Annotated in this window: 14 protein-coding genes and 3 pseudogenes; 15 read left to right on the forward strand and 2 right to left on the reverse strand. The window is 63.5% G+C overall.

Going from position 1 to position 19,331, the window contains the following annotated elements; all coding sequences use genetic code 11:
* The first annotated feature begins 13 nt into the window (after window positions 1-13).
* From AC0V7N_RS18835 to AC0V7N_RS18870, 8 genes and pseudogenes are all read left to right on the forward strand, one after another.
* Window positions 14-928 (forward strand): sugar phosphate isomerase/epimerase family protein, encoded by a 915-nt coding sequence (locus AC0V7N_RS18835; RefSeq protein ID WP_475449980.1) that lies wholly within the window; start codon window positions 14-16, stop codon window positions 926-928.
* A 23-nt stretch (window positions 929-951) separates the two neighbouring features.
* Window positions 952-1,896, forward strand: a complete 945-nt coding sequence (locus AC0V7N_RS18840) for a sugar ABC transporter substrate-binding protein (RefSeq protein ID WP_475449981.1) — start codon at window positions 952-954, stop codon at window positions 1,894-1,896.
* A gap of 61 nt (window positions 1,897-1,957) precedes the next feature.
* Entirely contained in the window at window positions 1,958-2,962 is a 1,005-nt protein-coding gene (locus AC0V7N_RS18845; protein ID WP_475449982.1) for an ABC transporter permease, read from the forward strand.
* On the forward strand, window positions 2,959-3,741 hold the full coding sequence (locus tag AC0V7N_RS18850) for an ATP-binding cassette domain-containing protein (RefSeq protein WP_258589388.1): 783 nt from the start codon (window positions 2,959-2,961) through the stop codon (window positions 3,739-3,741). Before AC0V7N_RS18845 ends, AC0V7N_RS18850 begins: the two co-directional genes overlap by 4 nt.
* A gap of 10 nt (window positions 3,742-3,751) precedes the next feature.
* A pseudogene (locus AC0V7N_RS18855) lies at window positions 3,752-4,926 on the forward strand (aldose 1-epimerase family protein).
* A 49-nt stretch (window positions 4,927-4,975) separates the two neighbouring features.
* On the forward strand, window positions 4,976-6,058 hold the full coding sequence (locus AC0V7N_RS18860; RefSeq protein ID WP_496627187.1) for a fatty acid desaturase: 1,083 nt from the start codon (window positions 4,976-4,978) through the stop codon (window positions 6,056-6,058).
* Window positions 6,059-6,072: 14 nt separating this feature from the next.
* The gene (locus AC0V7N_RS18865) at window positions 6,073-6,384 is read left to right on the forward strand and encodes a MocE family 2Fe-2S type ferredoxin (protein WP_475449985.1); all 312 of its coding nucleotides are present in this window, start codon (window positions 6,073-6,075) and stop codon (window positions 6,382-6,384) included.
* 56 nt (window positions 6,385-6,440) lie between these two features.
* Window positions 6,441-7,244, forward strand: a complete 804-nt coding sequence (locus AC0V7N_RS18870; RefSeq protein ID WP_475449986.1) for a 3-methyl-2-oxobutanoate hydroxymethyltransferase — start codon at window positions 6,441-6,443, stop codon at window positions 7,242-7,244.
* On the opposite strand, the gene AC0V7N_RS18875 is transcribed toward AC0V7N_RS18870, so the two are convergent.
* Window positions 7,245-8,753: an HAL/PAL/TAL family ammonia-lyase gene (locus AC0V7N_RS18875; RefSeq protein ID WP_475449987.1), complete on the reverse strand. Its 1,509-nt coding sequence runs from the start codon at window positions 8,751-8,753 to the stop codon at window positions 7,245-7,247.
* A complete protein-coding gene (locus tag AC0V7N_RS18880; protein WP_496627188.1) occupies window positions 8,750-9,751 on the reverse strand; it encodes an ornithine cyclodeaminase family protein in 1,002 nt (333 codons plus the stop codon). Before AC0V7N_RS18880 ends, AC0V7N_RS18875 begins: the two co-directional genes overlap by 4 nt.
* 122 nt (window positions 9,752-9,873) lie before the next feature.
* Here AC0V7N_RS18880 and AC0V7N_RS18885 point away from each other — a divergent pair.
* From AC0V7N_RS18885 to AC0V7N_RS18915, 7 genes and pseudogenes are all read left to right on the forward strand, one after another.
* Window positions 9,874-11,306: pseudogene (locus tag AC0V7N_RS18885) on the forward strand (DHA2 family efflux MFS transporter permease subunit).
* Window positions 11,307-11,575: 269 nt separating this feature from the next.
* Window positions 11,576-12,562, forward strand: coding sequence for an ABC transporter permease (locus AC0V7N_RS18890; protein ID WP_475449989.1), 987 nt, complete (start codon window positions 11,576-11,578; stop codon window positions 12,560-12,562).
* Window positions 12,563-12,648: 86 nt separating this feature from the next.
* Entirely contained in the window at window positions 12,649-13,674 is a 1,026-nt protein-coding gene (locus AC0V7N_RS18895) for a substrate-binding domain-containing protein (RefSeq protein WP_496627189.1), read from the forward strand.
* A gap of 75 nt (window positions 13,675-13,749) precedes the next feature.
* Window positions 13,750-15,873, forward strand: coding sequence for an ABC transporter permease subunit (locus AC0V7N_RS18900; RefSeq protein WP_496627190.1), 2,124 nt, complete (start codon window positions 13,750-13,752; stop codon window positions 15,871-15,873).
* Window positions 15,870-16,919, forward strand: coding sequence for a WD40 repeat domain-containing protein (locus tag AC0V7N_RS18905; RefSeq protein ID WP_475449992.1), 1,050 nt, complete (start codon window positions 15,870-15,872; stop codon window positions 16,917-16,919). The genes AC0V7N_RS18900 and AC0V7N_RS18905 overlap by 4 nt, the downstream gene beginning before the upstream one ends.
* On the forward strand, window positions 16,919-18,415 hold the full coding sequence (locus tag AC0V7N_RS18910) for an ATP-binding cassette domain-containing protein (RefSeq protein ID WP_496627191.1): 1,497 nt from the start codon (window positions 16,919-16,921) through the stop codon (window positions 18,413-18,415). The genes AC0V7N_RS18905 and AC0V7N_RS18910 overlap by 1 nt, the downstream gene beginning before the upstream one ends.
* A 383-nt stretch (window positions 18,416-18,798) precedes the next feature.
* Window positions 18,799-19,205, forward strand: a pseudogene (locus tag AC0V7N_RS18915) (carboxymuconolactone decarboxylase family protein).
* Window positions 19,206-19,331 lie beyond the last annotated feature (126 nt).

Consider the following 19,331-nt stretch of genomic DNA (forward strand, 5'->3'; position numbering starts at 1 on the left):
AGGAATTCACACCATGATGCAGGCAGGTATTTTCACGGGCTATTTCCCGTACGGCCTCGAAGAGACGGCGAAGAAGATCCGCGGGCTCGGTTTCAACACGGTGCAGCTCGACCTGCATTTTCGGGATGTCGACCTGTCCGCCGGCCAGATCACCAAGGACAAGGCGAAGAAGGTGCGCGACGTCTTCCGCGACCAAAATCTGCCCGTCTGCTGCGTGTCGGGCTATACCAACATCATCCATCCCGACAAGACCGAGCGCGACAAGCGCGTCGGCTATCTCAAGGAGATCATCCGCAACGCCCGCCATTTCGGTAGCCCTTACGTGATCTCGGAAACCGGCACCTACAACACCGAATCCGATTGGGTGCATCACCCCAAGAACAAGACCGAGGAAGGTTTCGAGGAATGCCGCAAGGTGATCGCCGACCTCGCCCAGACGGCCTATGACCATGGCGCGGTCTTCCTGCTCGAAACCTATGTCAACAACGTCGTCGGTTCGGTCGAGGAGACGGTGAAGATGTTCGCGCAGGTCGACCATCCCGGCCTTGGCCTGCTGATGGACCCGACCAATTATTTCGAGACGCACAACATCGACAGGATGGACCAGATCATGAACCAGGTGTTCGACACGCTGACCGACAAGATCAAGATAGCCCACGCCAAGGACGTCAAGCGCTCGGGCGACGACAAGTCCGAGAAGCACGCCGATATCGGCGACGCCGATGCGATGGAAAGCCACACCTTCCGCGGCGTCGGCGAGATTGAGCTGCCGGCGCCGGGTCTCGGTTCGCTGAACTATGACCTCTACCTCAAGCGGCTGGCGGAAAAGCACCCGAACATCCCCGTCATCATCGAGCATCTGTCGGAAGACGACGTGCCGCGCGCCAAGACATTCCTCGACGGGAAGTTCCGCGCCAACGGCCTCTGATGGCTCCAACAAGGGAGGAAACAATGTTGAAATTCGCTTGGAAATTGGCGGCCGCCGCGACGGTGCTCGCCGGCGTCGCCCTCGGCTCGCCGGCGCTGGCGCAGGATGGTCAGAAGACCTTCTATCTGCTGTCGCATGGCGGCCCGTCGGATGCGTTCTGGATCGACTGGAACGCCGGCGCCACAAAAGCCTGCGACCAGCTCAAGGTGACCTGCAAGATCTCCTTCAGCGGCGGCGACATGGCGGCGCAGAAGGAGGCCTTCAATTCGGCGTTGGCCGCAAAGCCCGACGGCATCGCCACCACGTCGGCGCAGCCCGGCCTGTGGACGGAAGAAGTGAAGGCGGCCAAGGCGGCCGGCATCCCGATCGTGTTCTTCAACACCGACGATCCGGCGACGGGACGCCAGGCCTATGTCGGCGCCGATCTGAAGGAAGCCGGCGTCATCTGGGCCAAGTATCTGGTCGACCACAAGATGGTGAAGCAGGGCGACAAGGTGTTCCTGCCGGTGGAAGTGCCCGGCGCCAGCTATCAGCAGCTGGAAACCGCGGGCATCGCCAGCGTGTTCGACCCGTTGGGGATCAAATATGACGTCGTCGATTGCGGCACCGATCCGGCCGGCATCATCGCCAAGATGACCGATTATATGGTGGCCAACAATCCGCCGGCGATCATCGCGCTCGGCGATTCCGTGGCGGCCAGCGTCAAGCGGGTGTTCGACGGCGCCGGCGTGCCGGCGGGCAAGATCCCGGTCGTTGGCTGGGGCAACTCCAAGGAGACGGCGCAGGCCGTCAAGGACGGCTTCGTCAACGCCGCCGCCTGGCAGTACCCGTCGGCGCAGGGCTTCATGCCGGTGGCGCTGCTCGGCCTCGCCGCTTCGGGCGAACCGATCGGCTACGACATCCACACTTTCGGCCTCTACGACGCGTCGAGCGTCGACCCGATCCTGAAGCTCTACGACAAGAAGTGAGAAAGCAGCGCCCGCCGCCTGGCGCGGCGGGCGCCATTTTCAAAGCATGGTTCAAACAGTCATGACGATCGCCGCAGAAGACGAAATGCCTGTCGGGAAACGCAGATCGAGCCTGATACGCTCGCCGCAATTCTCCTCGCTCGTCATCCTCATTGTCCTGCTGGCGGTGTTCGCCATCGCTGACCGCAATTTCCTGTCACCGCTCAACATCTCCAACATGATGGCGTTCCTGCCAGAGCTCGGCATCATCGCGCTCGGCATGACGCTGCTTTTGACGGCGGGCGAATTCGATCTTTCTGTCGGTGCCGTGTTCGGACTGGCGCCGGTGGTGGTGATGCTGCTGGTGCAGAACGGCGGCTGGGATATCGGCGTCGCCTTGCTGGCGGGGCTTCTCCTGTGCATCGCGATTGGCGCGATCAATGGGCTGATCGTTACCAAGATCGGCATCTCGTCCTTCCTGGTGACGCTGTCGATGCTGCTCGTCGTGCGCGGCGCAGCGCTCTACATCACGCAAGGGTTTCCGCTGAAATCCTGGGACCAGCCCGGCTTCTTCGTGACGCTGCTCGCCGGCAGCTTCAACATCGGCTCGTTCCGCTTCTACACGTCGCTGTGGTGGTTCATCGGCCTGTCGCTGTTTGCCATCTACATCCTGCGTTACGCCAAGCTTGGCAACTGGATCAGCGCCATCGGCTCCAATCGCAACGCGGCGGTGGCGCGCGGCGTGCCGGCCGACGCGGTCAAGATCTGGCTGTTCATCGCGACCTCGGTGCTGGCCGGTCTTGCCGGCATGATCAGCGCCTTCCGCATCTCGGCGGCCTCGCCGGTGGCCGGCACCGGCTATGAGCTGGAAGTCATCGCCATGGTGGTGGTCGGCGGCACGGCGCTGACCGGCGGGCGCGGCACCATCCTCGGCACCATTGTCGGCGCGCTGATGCTGCGCGCCATCCGCAACGGCATCGTGCTGATCGGCGTGCCGGGGCTCGCCTATAACATCTTTGTCGGCCTCATCATTCTCGCCATGCTCATCCTGCACGCTCTGCTGCAGAAGAACGCCGCAAGGAGCTGACGATGGAAGTGCTGCGGCTACAGAACCTGCAAAAATCCTTCGGCAGCGTGCGTGCGCTGAAGAATGCCTCGCTCACGCTGCGGGAAGGCGAAGTGGTGGCACTGCTCGGCGACAATGGCGCCGGCAAATCGACGCTGATCAAGGCGATCTCGGGCGTGTTCCCCGTCGATCGTGGCGATATCTTCGTGCGCGGCGAAAAGGTTTCGATCCGCTCGACCCGCGATGCGATGGACCTCGGCATCGAGACCATCCACCAGGACACGTCGCTGGCGCCGGATCTCAGCATCGCCCGCAACCTTTTCCTCGGCCGCGAGCCGGTCAAATTCGGCTGGCTCGGCGTCTTCGCGCCGCTTGATCTGGCGAAGTTGCGCAAGGCCGCTTCCGAACTGCTCAAGCGCGTCGGCATCTCGAAAAAGCTCGACGCCGATGCGCTGGTCTCGACGCTGTCGGGCGGCGAGCGCCAGTCGATCGCCATTTCGCGCGCCATGCAGTTCGCCGCCAAGGTGATCATCCTCGACGAGCCGACCAACAATCTCGGCGTCGAGGAAACCCACGGCGTGCTGCGCTTCGTCAAGGAGGTGCGCGACGCCGGCCATTCGGTGCTTTTGATCACCCACAACATCCACCACGTGTTCCAGGTCGCCGACCGCATCATCGTCATGCGCCGCGGTGAAATCGTCGCCGAACAGATCGTCGCCGACACCGACCTCCTGACCGTGGAAAGCATCATCACCGGCGCCGACATGTCGGCCCTGCTCAAGGAGGCGAGGGCAAAGTGAAGGGCGTCGCATGGTAGAGCTTTACGGCAAGACGCTGTCGCGACGGCAAGTGGCCGAGCGCTCCGGCATGCTGTCGCAATTCGCCGGCGTGCGGCTGATGACGCTTGGCGACGGTGTCGAGCGCGGCATCCGCATGCTGGAGTTCCGCACCGGCTCGGGCCTGCGCTTCACCGTGCTGGTCGACCGGGCGCTTGATATCTCGGACTGTGACTTCAAGGGCCAGGCGATCGGCTGGCATTCGCCGAGCGGCTTTCGCCATCCTGGGCTGCACGATTATGAGGGGGAGAGCGGGCTCGCCTGGGCACGCTCCTTTCCGGCCTGCTGGTCACCTGCGGCCTCGACCACATATTGGGCCGCGAAGAAGTGCCGGCGGAAAACTACAACTATCCCGGCAAGAAGACCGTGACCCATTCGCTGCATGGCCGCGTCGGCGCGATCCCGGCGCGGCTGACCGGCTATGGCGAGCGCTGGGATGGCGACCGCTGCGTGCTGTGGGCCGAAGGCATCGTCCAGCAGTCGGCGGTGTTCGGCGAGGATCTGCATCTCATCCGGCGCATCGAGGCCGATGTCGGCGGCACCGAGATTCGGCTTTCCGACCGTGTCGTCAATCACGGCTTCAACCGCACGCCGCATATGTATTTCTACCACATCAATGTCAGCCATCCCTTGCTCGACGCGGGCTCGCGCTATCTGGCGCCGATCCGCGATGTGGTGTGGGCCGGCCATGCCGGCGAGCGCTATGAGGCGCAGAAGGTCGGCTACCGCACGGCGCCGGCGCCGCAGCTGGGGTTCAGCGAGCAGGTCTGGCAGCATGAGATGGGCGCCGACGATAAAGGCCAAGTGCCGGTGGCGGTGGTCAACGACCGGCTCGGTCTCGGCTTCGAAATGGTGACGCGCAAGGATCAGCTGCCTTGCGCCTATCAGTGGCAGAATTTCCAGGCCGGCCAGTATGCGCTGGGCATAGAGCCCTCGACCCATCATGTGCTCGGCGATCTCGCCGCGCGTGAACGCGGCGAGATGATCTGGCTGGAGCATGGCGAAGCCCGGGCCTACGATGCGGTGTTTCGCGTCCTCGATGGCGGCGGTGAGATTGCGGCGGCGGAAGGCAGGATCGCAGCGATCGCAAGGCAGCCGCAGCAGGATTATCCCAGTCCGTCGGGAAATTTTCCGAGATTGGGGGCATGATGCGACAGGAATGCTCCGGCTGGCGGGCCGGAAACCGGAGGTCGGTGTGATGGGCAAAAAACGCGACTACAGCCTGGTCGGCGAAAGCACGCGGGCCTCGATCGAGACCGGCCTGGCTTCGGCCGAGTGGTACCACACCGACGTGCCGCGCAAGGCGATGAAGGAGCTGATGCAGCGCTCCGACGGCCCGGCGATCCGCGACACCATCATCTGGCTCGCTGTCATCGTGGGCTCGGCTGCCGGCATCGTCTGGTTCTGGGGCTCGTGGTGGGTGGTGCCGTTCCTGTTCGTCTATGGCGTGCTTTACGGCTCGTCGAGCGACTCACGCTGGCACGAATGCGGCCACGGCACGGCTTTTCGCACGCGCTGGATGAACGACGTCGTCTACCACATTGCCTCCTTCATGCTGATGCGCAATCCCGTGCAATGGCGCTGGAGCCATGCCCGCCACCACACCGACACCATCATCGTCGGCCGCGACGCCGAGATCGCCGTCATGCGGCCGCCCGACCTGTTGAAGGCAGGACTGGCCTTCACCGGCATTCTCGACTTCCGCTATTCGCTGCCAACGCTGGTGCGCCAGGCCTTCGGCACGCTGTCGGAGGACGAGAAGAGCTACATACCCGAGATGGAACAGCACAAGGCCGTGGTCGTCGCCCGCTGGCACGTCGCCATCTATGTCGCGACGATCGCGCTGGCGATCGCGCTGCGGTCATGGGTGCCGCTGGTGCTGATCGGCCTGCCGCGCCTTTACGGCACCTGGCACATGGTGACGACCGGCCTGCTGCAGCATATTGGGCTCGCTGACAATGTCGTCGACCATCGGCTCAACACCCGCACCGTCTACATGAACCCGATCAGCCGGTTCATCTACTGGAACATGAATTATCACGTCGAGCACCACATGTTCCCGATGGTGCCGTATCACGCGCTGCCCAGGCTGCACGAGCTGATCAAGCAGGATCTGCCTGAGCCGAACCCGTCAATGTGGCATGCCTATCGCGAGGTCTGGCCGGTTCTGCTCCGGCAACTGAAATACGAGGATTTTTATCTCAAGCGCGAATTACCGCCGACGGCCAGGCCCTATCGCGGCGAGTTCCACGAGGTCGATATGTCGGCGGCGGCCGAATAGCTGAGGAGACCGAGATGGCCGATTGGGTTGAAGCGTGCGCGGTGGACGATGTCGAGGAAGAGGACGTCATCCGCTTCGATCATGGCGGACGAACCTTCGCCATCTATCGCAGCCCAGATGACGAGTACTTCGCCACCGACGGCTTCTGCACGCATGAGAGGGCGCATCTGGCCGACGGGCTGGTGATGGACGACATCATCGAATGCCCGAAGCACAATGGCCGCTTCAACTACAAGACGGGTGCCGCCAAAGGCGCGCCGGTCTGCGTCAATCTCGCCACCTATCCGGTAAAGATCGAGGCCGGTAAGGTCATGATCCAGATCTGACGCGTGGCATGATCAACCAATCGCGCATCGCGGCAAGCAACAGAGGGGACGTTTTAATGAGCCGAAAGAGACCGACCGTCGCCGATCTGCGCGCCATGAAGGGCAAGCGTCAGCTGACCATGCTGCGCGTGCTGACGCTCGACGAGGCGGAGGCCGCCGAACGGGCAGGGGTCGACATCGTCTCGGTGCCGCCCGAACTGGTGCTCAACCCACAGTACCGCGATGCGGCACCCAGCCTGTTCACCATGCCGGGCGAAAACTTCTTCGAGATCGGTACGGCGGATGATTTTGTCCGCTGGTCCTTCCGGCTCTACAAGGCCGGCGCCGACGCGGTCTATTGCAGTGCTGGCTACGCCACGATCAAGCGCATGGCGGACGACGCCATTCCCGTCATCGGCCATGTCGGCCTCATTCCGTCCCGCGCCACCTGGACCGGCGGCTTCAAGGCGGTCGGCAAGACCGCCGACACCGCCATCCAGGTCTTCGAAGCGGTGAAGCAGCTGGAGGCCGCCGGCGCCATCGGCGCCGAGATCGAAGTGGTGCCGGTCGAGGTGGCCAAGGCGATCTCGGAGCGCACCTCGCTGATCATGCTGTCGATGGGGGCGGGCACCGGCTGCGACGCGCAATATCTGTTCGCCGAGGACATTCTTGGCCAGAACCGGGGCCACATGCCGCGCCACTCCAAGGTCTACCGCAACTTCGCCGCCGAATATGACCGGCTGCAGGCCGAGCGGGTGGCGGCCTTCTCCGAATATGTCGCCGACGTCAACAGCGGCGCCTATCCCGAGGACAGGCACATCGTGCATATGGATCCGGCCGAGCTCAGCCTGTTCCTGAAAAAGGTAGACGCAAAGAGCTGACTACTCGGGTTCTTTGCCGACCGTCGCGGCGCCTTGCCATGTTCCATCAGCGAGCATGGCGTGAAGCACCTCGGCGTCGGCCCCCAGCGGCCGATCGTCCTTCAGCATCGATACATGCGCGCGCACCGCCGCGTAGATCGCGCCGGTGCGTGGCGCCAGCGTCAACCCTTCACGCAGGTCGACGGCCTGGGCGGCTGCCATCAGCTCGAAGGCGATCAGCCGTCGCCACAGCGCAATCATTCCGGCGCATTTCGAAACGGTGAGGAGCGACTGGGTCGCGTGATCCTCGACACCTTCCGAAACGGGCAGGAAGTCGAGCATCACCGGATTGGCCTTGTGGCGGATCGCGGCCAGGATCGATGTCGCCGTCTTCTGCAGCGGCACGAAACCGGCCGAAGCGCCGCCGATGGGCGACAGATATTTGGTCAGGCCGTTGCGGCCCGAACCGGAGAGCTGGATGAAGCGGGCGACGCTCGCGGCGGCGCATTGCGCGATCGCCAGGCCGAGCGTCTCGAAGGCGAGCGAAAGTGCGGCCGTGTGGAAATTACCGGTCGACAGCACCAGTTCATCATCGCCCAGCACCAGCGGGTTGTCGGCGGCGGCGTTGAGTTCGATCTCGACGGCGCGTTTTGCCTGTCCGATCGCCTCGATCAGCGCGCCATGGATCGACGGCATGCAGCGGATCGACAGCGGGTCCTGAATAGTGGTCGGCGCCGGCATCTCGTCGCGGGCTAGCAGATCGTGCAGGGCCTTCGCCGCCTCCTGCTGTCCGGCGGCCGGCCGCGCCATCTGCAGGCGCGGATCGAGGATGGTGCGGTTGGCGCCGAAACCTTCCATGGTCAGCGCGCCGGCCTGCTGCTGCTGGGCCAGCGCCGACAGCGCATCCGTAACGCAAAGCGCGCCGCTGCCCGAGGAGACCGCCGAGGCGTTGATCAGCGACAGTCCATCTTTCGGCGCCAGGCTGATCGGGGCCAGGCGGGCCATCATCAGCGCCTTGGCCGCCGGCATGCGCCTTCCCTGGTAATCGGCCTCGCCTTCGCCGATCAGCACACGGGCAAGGGCGGTCATCAGCACGAGGTCGCCGGCGCCGATCGAGCCGAGCGACGGCATGACCGGATGGACGCCGGCATTGAGCGCATCGACCAGAGCGACAAAGACGGCGGGCGACAGGCCGGAGCCGCCGGCGGACAGCATTGTCAGGCGGGCGAGCATGGTTGCCCGCACGGCCTCGACCGGCAGGGCTTCGCCGACGGCACCGCTGCGCCCCTCAAGCAACTGGCGCTGGAAGGCGCTGGCGTCGCCCTCGACCGTCGTGCCGAGATTGGCGCCGAGCCCGGTGTTCAAGCCATAGATCTGCTGGCCGGAGGCGGCGGCCTGGTCGAGCACTTTGCGCGCCTTTTCCAGCCTGCCGATAACATCGGGTCCGATCTCCACCTTGCGTGCTTCACGGGCGACGCTGGCGACATCGCCGACACTGACGCCGGCTCCGGTGAGGACGAGCGCGCTCATGCGAAACGCAGCCTCTGGCCAATGCCTTGCGCCTGGGCCTTGGCCAGCATCGCCTTTCCCAACGCAATATCGGACAGCGACAGGCCGCGATGCCAGAACAGGATCGTTTCGTCCTCGCTTTGGCGCCCCGGCTTGAGGCCGGCGGCGATCTGGCCGAGTTCGGCATGCAGCGTCTTTTCGCTGAGCCGTCCGGTCTCGACATGGGCGCGCAGCGAACCGAACTTGCCGCCCTTGCACTGGCCCCAATCGTCGACGACCATTTTCTGCATGATGTCGGTTAGCGACAGCTCCACCGCGCTCATCGTGCCATAGGGCACGACCAGCGCGCCGGGCTTGATCCATTCGGTCTTGAGCAGCGGCTGCGGCTCCGGCAGCCGCGAGGCCTCGACGACGATGTCGGCGCCCTTGACGCAGCTCTCCCAATCAGAGACCGCAGTGACCTTCTTGCCGAGATCGGCCGAAAGCTTGGCGGCAAAGCCGTCGCGGCTTTCCGGGCGGCGCGAATGGACACGGATCTCGTCGAAGTCGAAGAGATGGTCGAGCAGCCGCACATTCCAGTAGGCGGTGCCGCGCGCGCCGATATGGGCGAGCACCTTGGAGTTCTTGCGCGCCAGATGCTTGGCGCCGATGGCGGTGACGGCGCCGGTGCGCATGTCGGTGATGACGGTGGCGTCGAGAATGGCGCGCGGTGTGCCGGTGCGCGGATCGAACAAATTGAGGATGCCGAATTCCGAGGGCAGGCCGTGCAGATAGTTGTCGACATAGTCGCCGACGATCTTCACGCCCGCCGTGTCGAGCGGCGCCACATAGCCGCGCAGCACGTTGAAATGGCCGTGGAAGGATGGGTCCGGTTCGAGGTGTACGCGCGGCTCGATCACCGTCTGGCCCTTGCCCTGGGCGACCAGGCCAGCCTCCACGGCGGCGATGATCTCGCCATCGGTCATGGCAAGCGCTTCGATGTCGAGGGCATTGAGATAGTCGATATAGATGGGCTTCATTTTACGCGCATGCTTTCCTCGGTCCACCCCTCCCATCCCATAGCAGGCCGCGACGCGACACGAAAGTTTGTTGCACCGTGTCTGGACGCAGCCGGGCAAATGCTGTTCAAACCGGACCCGTCATGACTGCCATTCCCGAGACTGAAGCCTTAGCCGAAACGGCCACCAATGCGCGGCGCGTGGCCTTGATCGTCGCCATCGCCTTCTTCATGCAGTTGCTGGATTCGACGATCATCTCGACCTCGCTGCCGCAGATGGGTGCCTCCTTCGGCGTGCCGGCGGTGGCGATGAGCATCGGTATCACCGTCTACATGCTGACCATGGCGGTGTTCGTGCCGCTGTCGGGCTGGCTCGCCGACCGCTTTGGTGCGCGCAACATCTTCTCGTGGCGATCGCGCTGTTCACGCTGGCCTCGCTCGCCTGCGGCTTTTCTGGGAATTTGACCGAATTCGTTGTCGCCCGGGCCGTGCAGGGGCTGGCCAGTGCGCTGATGACGCCGGTCGGCCGCATTCTTGTCCTGCGCAATGCCTCTAAGTCCGAACTCCTCAACGCCACCGCGCTCATCACCTGGCCGGCACTATTCGCGCCGGTGGTCGGGCCGGTGCTTGGCGGTTTCATCACGACCTATCTGTCCTGGCACTGGAATTTCTTCATCAACATTCCGCTTGGGCTGATCGGATTGGCGCTGGTCGCCCGCTTCATCCCCGGCGACCGCGAAGCCGATCCCAAGCCGCTCGACTGGCCGGGATTTTTCCTGACCTCGCTCGGGCTCGCCTGCCTGCTCTACGGCCTCGAGCGCATCGCGCATCCCGAGGATGGCGTGCTGCCGACGGTGCTGCTGATCGCGGCGGGCATCGTCATCGGCTGGCTGGCGGTGCGGCATCTGCGGCGCGCGCCGCATCCGCTGCTTGATCTCTCCTCGTTCAAGGTGCTGACCTTTGCCATCTCGACACTTGCCGCCGGCACCATCTTCCGGGTGGCGATCAACGCCACGCCGTTCCTGCTGCCGCTTTTGTTCCAGGTTGGCTTCGGCCTCTCGCCCGTCGACGCCGGCCTGATGATCCTGGCCTATTTCCTCGGCAATCTCGGCATGAAGACGGTGACGACGCCAACGCTGCGGCGTTTCGGTTTCCGCTCGGTGATGGTGGTCAACGGCATCATCGCCTCGGCCTCGATCATGGCTTGCGGGGCAATCTCGCCGCAGACGCCGCAAGCGCTGGTGGTGGCGCTGATGCTGATCGCCGGCCTGTCGCGCTCGATGCAGTTCACGGCGCTTAACACGCTGGCTTTCGCCGATATCGACGCGGCGCAGCGCAGCTCGGCGGCGACGCTGTCATCCATGCTGCAGCAGGTCGCCATGCTGTTTGGCGTCGCAGTGGCGGCGGCGATCCTCAATCTGTCGCAGATCGCCAGGGCACAGCCGGCACTCGACCTCATAGATTTTCGAATCGCCTTCCTCGTCATCGGCGCCATCGGGCTGGTGGCGGCGCTGCGTTTTCTGGTGTTGCCGCCCGCCGCCGGGGCAGAGGTTTCCGGCCATGAAGCCCGGAATTGAAATCGAGTTTCTTCGCTAGATGCGGAGATAAATTCCGCCTCATCCTTTCGCCTTGATGCTCTACTTTCGCGAATGACTGCGATGGCGCAATCGATTGCCAAAAATGCAGGAGTTTCCGGGCATTGCGCCAGTTTCGGCAATCAATGCGTCCACTCGGCGAATATCGACATCAAGCCTCGTTCTGAACGCAGATTCATTTGACGAACCGGCGCCGAGGCGATTAGCTCTGCGTTCGGGATGGCAGCGCTGCCATCGGGGCAAATGCAGACATGAACGCGATTGGCTGGCTAAATCTCACGAGCCTGAATCAGGAAGGCATTGTCTTTGCCATCGCGGTGGTGCTGTTCATTGCGGCTGCCATAGGTCTGCCGGGCTTCATCGACCCCAACAACCTCGTCGCCATCGTCCGCTCGGTGTCGGTGCTGGGCATATTGGCGCTCGGCATGGCGGTCGTCATCATCGGCCGCGGCATCGATCTGTCGGCGGTGGCGATCATGGCGATGTCGGTCGCCTGGTATCTGCAATTGCTCAACACCGGCACCTCGGATGGGCTGGCCTTCGCCTACGTACTGGCCGGCGTGCTCGCCATCGGCCTGCTCAACGGCTTTCTCGTCGCCTATGCCGATGTGCCGGCGATCTTCGTGACACTGGCGACAGGCTCGTTCGTCTTCGGCTATGTGCGCTCGCAACTGATCACGCAGGATGCGGTGCCGGTGCCGCAGGGCCATTGGGTCGAACTGCTCGGCGGCCTGCGCCTCCTCGACATCCCGATCGAAGTGTTCGTCTTCGCCGGGCTAGCCTTCCTGTTCTTCTTGTTCCTGCGCTACACCAAATGGGGTCGCTATATCTATTTCGCCGGCGACAACCCGGTCGCCGCGCGCAACATCGGCATTCCGGTGCGGCCGATGCTGGTGCTGCGCTATGTGCTCTCGGCTTTCGTCGCGCTGATCGCCGGCCTGCTGACGGCGGCCAGCCTGCATTCGATCAACACCCGCATCGTCAATTCGACGCTGCTCTACGACATCGTGCTGGTGGCGGTGATCGGCGGCATCGGCCTGTCGGGCGGGCGGGGCGGGGTGCGCAATGTGCTGGTCGGGGCGGCACTGATCGGCATCCTGCTCAACGCCATGACCATCATCGACATTCCGCTGCTTTACCAAAACCTGATCAAGGCGGCGATCCTGTTAGGGGCCATCATCGTCGACGGCATCATCAATCCGCGCGACGAACAGACCGCGCAACAGGGCGACATTTAGAGCAGATGGGCTAGCCCATCTTGCTCGGGTACCCGGCGCGATCGCGACGATCGGCCGGCAATGAAAACCGAACCAGAGGACGTGACATGAGACTGATCAAGACACTTATGGCCGCCGCAACGGCGCTCGCCGTTACCGCCTTCGTGGCGCCGACCTTCGCCGCCGACGATCCCGGCCCGGCCGCCTACGCGCAGGCGCTGAAGGGCAAGCGCGTCATGCTGGTACCGCTGGCGATGGGCTTCGACCTGGCGCAGGGCTGGGCGCACTATCTGAAGAAGGAAGTCGACGCCTGGGGTGGCACGTTCGAGACGCGAGACCCGAACTGGGTGGTCGATGCCGGCGCGCAGGCGATCACCGACGCCATCTCGTCGGACACCAGGCCCGACGTGCTGATCATCCATGCGCCGGACCTCAACTCCTATTCCAAGCTGATGAAGAAGGCGCAAGCCGCCGGCACCTATGTGCTTTTGGTCGACAACCCCGCCAACTTCCCGGCCGACGCCTTCGTCGGCAGCGACTGGGACCGGCTTGGCCAGCTCGAGGCCGAAGCGGCGATCAAGGGCTGTGGTGAGAACTCGTCGAAGAAGATCGGCCTGGTGCAGGGCGACCAGGCGAACTCTTCCAGCCTTTACCAGTATGCCGGCATCATGAAGGTGCTGGACAAGCATCCCGACTTCAAGGTGGTGGCCAAGCCCGACTCCAACTGGGATGCGACCACCTCGCGCAACGTGACGACGACCATGCTGCAGCAGAATCCGGATATCTGCTCGATCATCGATTTCTGGGATGGTGACGCCACCGGCGCATCGGCAGCGATCCGCGACGCCAAGCTCGACGGCAAGGTGTTTCTGGTCACCACCGGCGGCGGCGAGAAGGCGGCCGATTGCGACAAGCTGGCCGACGGCACCTATGGTGCCGTGGTGATGACCGATCTCGCCCGCCAGTCTGGCGACATGAACGCCATCATCAAGTTCCTGCTGCAGAGCGGCCAGCCGGCCGGCACCTCGCACACCTACATCTACACGCTGGAGAAGGCGACGACCAAGGCCGACCTGAAGCCTGACAGCTGCTGGGATTTGAAGGCGCTGCAGGCCGAGGCGGCGGCGAAGTAAGCCGGTTTTACAGACCGAATGCTACGAGGTGGCCGGACAGTTCGGCCACCTCTTTCTCTTGATCAGCGGCAGCCAATGTCCTTTCGCGAACGCCTCCAGTCCTGGCGCTACAATCTCGTGCCCGACCATCTCGTCGGCGAGATCCTGACCAAACGCTGGACCGACAACGCCATTCCATTCCTGGCGCTGGTGGTGACATTGGTGACCTTCGGCTCGGTCATTCCGGGCTTCTTCAAGCTGAACGCGCTGCAGGAATCGACCCGCCAGCTCGGCGAATTCTCGATGGTGGTCACCGGCATGACGGTGGTGATGCTGGGCGGCGGCATCGATCTCTCCGTCGGCTCGATCTTCGCGTTGTCCTGTTTCTCCGCCGTTTATGTCTTCTTCATCCTCGAACAGTCGATCTGGCTGGCGCTGGCGGCCTCGCTCGCCACCGGTCTCGTCTTCGGCGCCATCAACGGTTACCTCGTCGGGTATCTGCGGCTGCGCGCCTTCCTCACCACGCTGGTCACCTTCATTTTCGGGCGGGCGCTGTTCGACATCCTGGTCACCACCTATGCCGCTGACGTGCAGCTTTCGACCGCTACCTCGGATGTGCTCGATTTCATCGGCGACAGCACTTTCTGGGGTCTGTCGGTCTCGGTGTGGCTGGCGATCATCCTCGCCATCGTCACTCATATCGCGCTGACGCGTTCGCGGCCCGGCTGGCACGTGCTGGCGGTCGGCGGTTCCCGACGTTCGGCGCACAATGCCGGCATCCGCGTGCGCCGCACCGTGTTCATGACCTATGTCTTCTCCGGCTTCTGCGCTTCGATCGGCGGCTTCCTCATCGCCTGCCGCTTGAGCGGCGCAGGGCCGGGCACCGGCCTCAACCTCGAAATCATGGCGCTGACGGCGGCGGTGGTTGGCGGCGTCAGCCTCGGCGGCGGCCGCGGCTCGGTGATCAAGGGGCTGATGGGCGCCATCATCGTGCTCACCATGACCAATGGGTTGATCCGGCTGGGCTATGGCACTGGCACCAACCAGATGGTGCTCGGCATCATGCTGGCGGTGGCGGTGACCATCGACATCCGCTGGCTGAAGAACCGCCACAAGGTGCTGAACGAAGTCTATGTCGCGCCGGTCTATCTCAAGATGGGCGAGACACAGTCGGCGGTGCCGGGTTCCGGCACGCCTTACGAACTCGACAACCGTCTGTCGGCCGCCGACCATATCGGGCTCGGCGAACTGGAAGGGCCGGAAGACGTCATCCTCGACCGCGACGACAATCTCTATTGCGGCACGCGCCATGGCGAGATCGTTCGTTTCTTCGCTCCGGACTATGTGAAGTCGGAGGTGTTTGCTCACATTGGCGGCTTTCCGCTGGGGCTGGCCTTCGACAAATCGGGCAATCTGATCAGCTGCGTCGGTGCCATGGGGCTCTATTCTGTTTCGCCGGAGCGCGAGGTAAAACGCCTGTCGGCCGAGACGTCGCGCTCGTGGACCTCGATCGTCGACGATGCACGCCTGCGCGACCCCAATGACTGCGACATCGCACCGGACGGCCGCATCTATTTTACCGACTCGACCAAGCGCTATGACGCGCATGACTGGGCGCTGGACTCGATCGAGAACCGCGCCACCGGGCGGCTGCTGGTCTACGATCCCAGGGATGGCTCGACCAAGACGCTGCTCGACGGCTACCGCTACACCAACGGCGTTTGCATGGCGCACGACGGCAAGTCGCTGTTCTTCGCCGAGAGCTGGGCCTGCCGCGTGCATCGCTACTGGCTGGAGGGGCCGAAGGCCGGCACCGCCGAATGCGTCATCCGCGACATGCCGGGCTATCCCGACAACATCAACCGGGCGTCGGACGGCAATTACTGGATGGCGTGGCTCGGCATGCGCACGCCGAGCTTCGACCTGTCGCTGCGCCATCCCGACATGCGCAAGCGCATGACGCGCCGGCTGCCGCAGGACGAATGGCTGTTCCCCAACATCAACACCGGCGGCGTGGTGAAATTTACGGAGAAGGGTGGCATCGTCGAGGCGATGGGGGACCTCACCGGCGGCGCGCATCCAATGGTCACCTCGATGCGCGAGCACAAAGGATTTCTGTTCGTCGGCGGCATCCTCAACAACCGCATCGGCCGCTACAAGATTTCGGGCGCCGACCCGAACTGGACCAGCCCGGCTTCCTATTGGGGAGCAAAGCCATGATGCTCGATCCGATCCTGGATATGTTTCGCGGCAACGCGGTCACTATCCCGCCGCTCGACGGCGCTTTCCGGCCCAACACGCGGCTCGATGATGCGCCGGCTTTTGCCGAGCTGACCGAGCCGGATAATTTGCTGGCCTCCAATGACAGGCTGCTCGCCTCCAGTGGCAACGCCGTCTATTCGCTCGCCGCCGGAGCTGAGCCCAAAATCGTCGAGACCTTTGCGTCTCCGATCACTGCGCTGGCGTTGTCGCCATTGGGCGAACTCACGGTCGGGTTGGAAAGTGGCAAGCTGCTGATATCAGGCAAGGAGGTTTCGCTACCGACGGAGGTCCGCTGCATCACTGCGCTCGCCTATGCCGAAGACGGCGTGTTGTGGCTGGCCAATGGTTCGGCGGAGCACTTGGCGTCGCAGTGGGCCGCCGATCTGGTGAAGAAAGGCGCCTCCGGTTCGCTTTGGAGGCGGGACGCGGCGGGCGGCGAATTCCGCAAGGTGGCCGGCGATCTCGCTTTTCCCTATGGGCTCCATCCCGTCGGTAGGGATGTGCTGGTGAGCGAGAGCTGGCGCCATCAGATCATCCGCTTCGATGGCGCGACCGGAAACCGTTCAACCGTGCTGACGCATCTGCCCGGCTATCCCGCGCGGCTTTCGCCTTCTGGCGATGGCGGCGCCTGGCTGGCCCTGTTTGCACCGCGCAACCGGCTGATCGAATTCGTGCTGCAGGAAACGCACTACCGGCAGGACATGATCGACCAGGTGCCGCCGGCCTACTGGATTGCGCCGGCGCTGGCCTCCAGCCGCAGTTTCCTCGAACCGCTGCAATGCGGCGGCATTCGCACGATGGGCATCCATAAGCCATGGTCGCCGAGCCGCTCTTACGGGCTGGTGGTCAAGCTCGACGCAGAGATGCAGCCGCAATTCAGCCTGCACAGCCGCGCCAACGGCACGCGTCACGGCATCTGCAGCGTGACGGAAAAGGCCGGCCGGCTGTTCATCGCCTCCAAGGGCGGTGATTGTGTGCTGGCTGTCGATACGGGAGGTTTCTGATGGAACCGATCGTTCGCCTGGAGAACGTGACCAAAAATTATCGCGGCGTGCCTGCGGTGAAAAATGTCAGCTTCGACCTGCGCAAGGGCGAGATCCATGCGCTGCTCGGCGAAAATGGTGCCGGGAAATCGACGCTGACCAAGATTATAGCCGGCGTTGTCGACGCCACCTCGGGCAAGATGTTCCACAAGGGCCGGGAGATCGCCTACGCCTCGCCGCATGCGGCACTCGAGGCCGGCATCGCCATGGTGTTCCAGGAAACCAGCCTGGTGCCGTCGATGACGGTGGCGCAGAACCTCTATCTCGGTACTGAAAAATTCCTCAACCGGCTGCGCGGCACGTATATTTCAGCACAGCAGTTCCTGCAGTCGCTGAATTTCCCGGTCGACCCCAACGCCATGGTGGCGACGCTGGGCGCGGCCAAGCGGCAGATGGTCGAGATCGCGCGCGCCGTTCACCACAATGCCGAGATCATCATCTTCGACGAGCCGACGGCGACGCTGACGCCGGAAGAGAAACGGCACTTCTTCGCGCTGATCCGCCGGCTGAAGGCGAGCGGCGTCTCGATCGTCTTCATCAGCCACGCGCTGGAAGAGGCGCTTGCCATCGCCGACCGCATCACCATTTTGCGCGATGGCGAACTGGTCGTAACCGACGATACATCCGCCTTCGACCGCGACAAGATCGTCGCCGCCATGGTCGGGCGCACTTTGTCGGGGCAGATCTATCGCCAGCGCGACGAGGCCAAGCTGCGCAAGGCCGGCAAGAAGGTGCTGTCGGTGCAGGACATTTCGATGAGCAATGTCGTGCGCAACAATTCCTTCTCGATCTTCGAGGGCCAGATCACCGGTGTGTTCGGGCTGATCGGCTCCGGCCGCACCGAGACCTTCAAGATCGTCTCCGGCATCTACAAGCGCGACTTTTTGCGCGGCGGCGCGATCGAGCTCGACGACAAACCGGTACGCTATCTCGTGCCGAGTGAAGCTGTTGCCGACGGCATCGTCTATGTCACCGAAGACCGCAAGAGCGAGGGCATTTTCGAGACGATGGGCATTGCCGAAAACCTGTTCGGCGGGCTCTTGGCGGCGGGCCGCGAAAAGGCCTGGGTGATCAACCAGCAGGAGATGCGCGCGCTGTCGGCCGAGTGGACGAAGACGCTCAACATCAAGGCGATCAACGACAATGCGCGCGTGGTCGAGCTCTCCGGCGGCAACCAGCAAAAGGTTGTGATCGGCAAGGGGCTGGTGCAGCAGCCGCGCATCGTCATCTTCGACGAGCCGACGCGCGGTGTGGATGTCGGCGCCATCGCCGAGATTCATCAGATCATCAACCGGCTGGCCGACGAGGGGTTGGCCGTGGTCGTCATCTCGTCCTACCTGCCGGAGATCATGAACCTGTCGGACCGGATACTCGTCTGTCGGCAGGGGCGCATCGTGGAAGAAGTCTCACCGGCGGAAGCGACGGAGGAGAAGATCATGTACGCGGCGGTGCATTAGGGGGTGCTGGCCGGTGCTTGGCGGTGCGTATACGTTGGTAATTGGCAAAAACGCCTGTCCCTTCGTCATCCACGGGCGGAGCAAGGAGCGTAGCGACGCGGCGCAGACCCGAGGATCCATGCCGGGCCTCCTAAGCGCCGCTACGGTGCAGGATTCTGCTCCGCTGCACTCTATGGCTAAGGTCGCGGCATGGATCCTAGGGTCTCCGCGACGGCGCTTCGCGCCTGCTCCGCCCTAGGATGACGAAGGTGAGGGGGCTCCGCAGACGTCCACGGTTTGCTCCAATCCGCATCAAAAACTGAATCAGACGAGCCGATTAGTCATCTTTGTTAGAGACATGAATCAACGACCTGATCCGCCGATCCAAACGAAGGAAAAACGCCATGGCCACCACAAAACTCCTCAGCGATGCTGAGGTGGAAAAATCCCGGCGGTGAAGGCCGTGTTCGACGACATCCGTGCGACGCGCAAATCGGATTTCGTCAACAATTTCTGGCGCGGGCTGGCCAATGATCCGGCGTCGCTGAAGCGTGTGTGGGAGCAGCTCAAGGTGGTGATGGTTGCCGATAGCGCCATCGATCCGTTGACCAAGGAAATGATCTACATCGCGGTGTCGACCGCCAATGGCTGCTCCTACTGCGTTCACTCGCACACGGCGGCGGCGCGAGCCAAGGGCATGACCGACGCCCAGCATGGCGAGTTGGTGTCGATCATCGGACTCGCCGGCCAGACCAACCATCTGGTGACGGCGATGCAGATTCCGGTCGATCCGCAATTCGAGGTGAAGTGAACCTGTCTTGCTGCCGCGTGTCACAGGATTGTGAGCGCGGCCGATGCGCCGACTAACGACGGTAAGTATCTGAAATATCTTCAATTTCTGTGCTGCGGTAATCTTCTCTGACGCTCTTCGCTGACC

This window comes from Mesorhizobium kamtschaticum (assembly GCF_056174585.1).

Coding starts and splice junctions, on each gene's coding strand:
- AC0V7N_RS18835 (WP_475449980.1), top strand. CDS start 14: ATGATGCAGGCAGGTATTTTCACGGGCTATTTCCCGTACGGCCTCGAA.
- AC0V7N_RS18840 (WP_475449981.1), top strand. CDS start 952: ATGTTGAAATTCGCTTGGAAATTGGCGGCCGCCGCGACGGTGCTCGCC.
- AC0V7N_RS18845 (WP_475449982.1), top strand. CDS start 1,958: ATGACGATCGCCGCAGAAGACGAAATGCCTGTCGGGAAACGCAGATCG.
- AC0V7N_RS18860 (WP_496627187.1), top strand. CDS start 4,976: ATGGGCAAAAAACGCGACTACAGCCTGGTCGGCGAAAGCACGCGGGCC.
- AC0V7N_RS18865 (WP_475449985.1), top strand. CDS start 6,073: ATGGCCGATTGGGTTGAAGCGTGCGCGGTGGACGATGTCGAGGAAGAG.
- AC0V7N_RS18870 (WP_475449986.1), top strand. CDS start 6,441: ATGAGCCGAAAGAGACCGACCGTCGCCGATCTGCGCGCCATGAAGGGC.
- AC0V7N_RS18875 (WP_475449987.1), bottom strand. CDS start 8,753: ATGAGCGCGCTCGTCCTCACCGGAGCCGGCGTCAGTGTCGGCGATGTC.
- AC0V7N_RS18880 (WP_496627188.1), bottom strand. CDS start 9,751: ATGAAGCCCATCTATATCGACTATCTCAATGCCCTCGACATCGAAGCG.
- AC0V7N_RS18890 (WP_475449989.1), top strand. CDS start 11,576: ATGAACGCGATTGGCTGGCTAAATCTCACGAGCCTGAATCAGGAAGGC.
- AC0V7N_RS18895 (WP_496627189.1), top strand. CDS start 12,649: ATGAGACTGATCAAGACACTTATGGCCGCCGCAACGGCGCTCGCCGTT.
- AC0V7N_RS18900 (WP_496627190.1), top strand. CDS start 13,750: ATGTCCTTTCGCGAACGCCTCCAGTCCTGGCGCTACAATCTCGTGCCC.
- AC0V7N_RS18905 (WP_475449992.1), top strand. CDS start 15,870: ATGATGCTCGATCCGATCCTGGATATGTTTCGCGGCAACGCGGTCACT.
- AC0V7N_RS18910 (WP_496627191.1), top strand. CDS start 16,919: ATGGAACCGATCGTTCGCCTGGAGAACGTGACCAAAAATTATCGCGGC.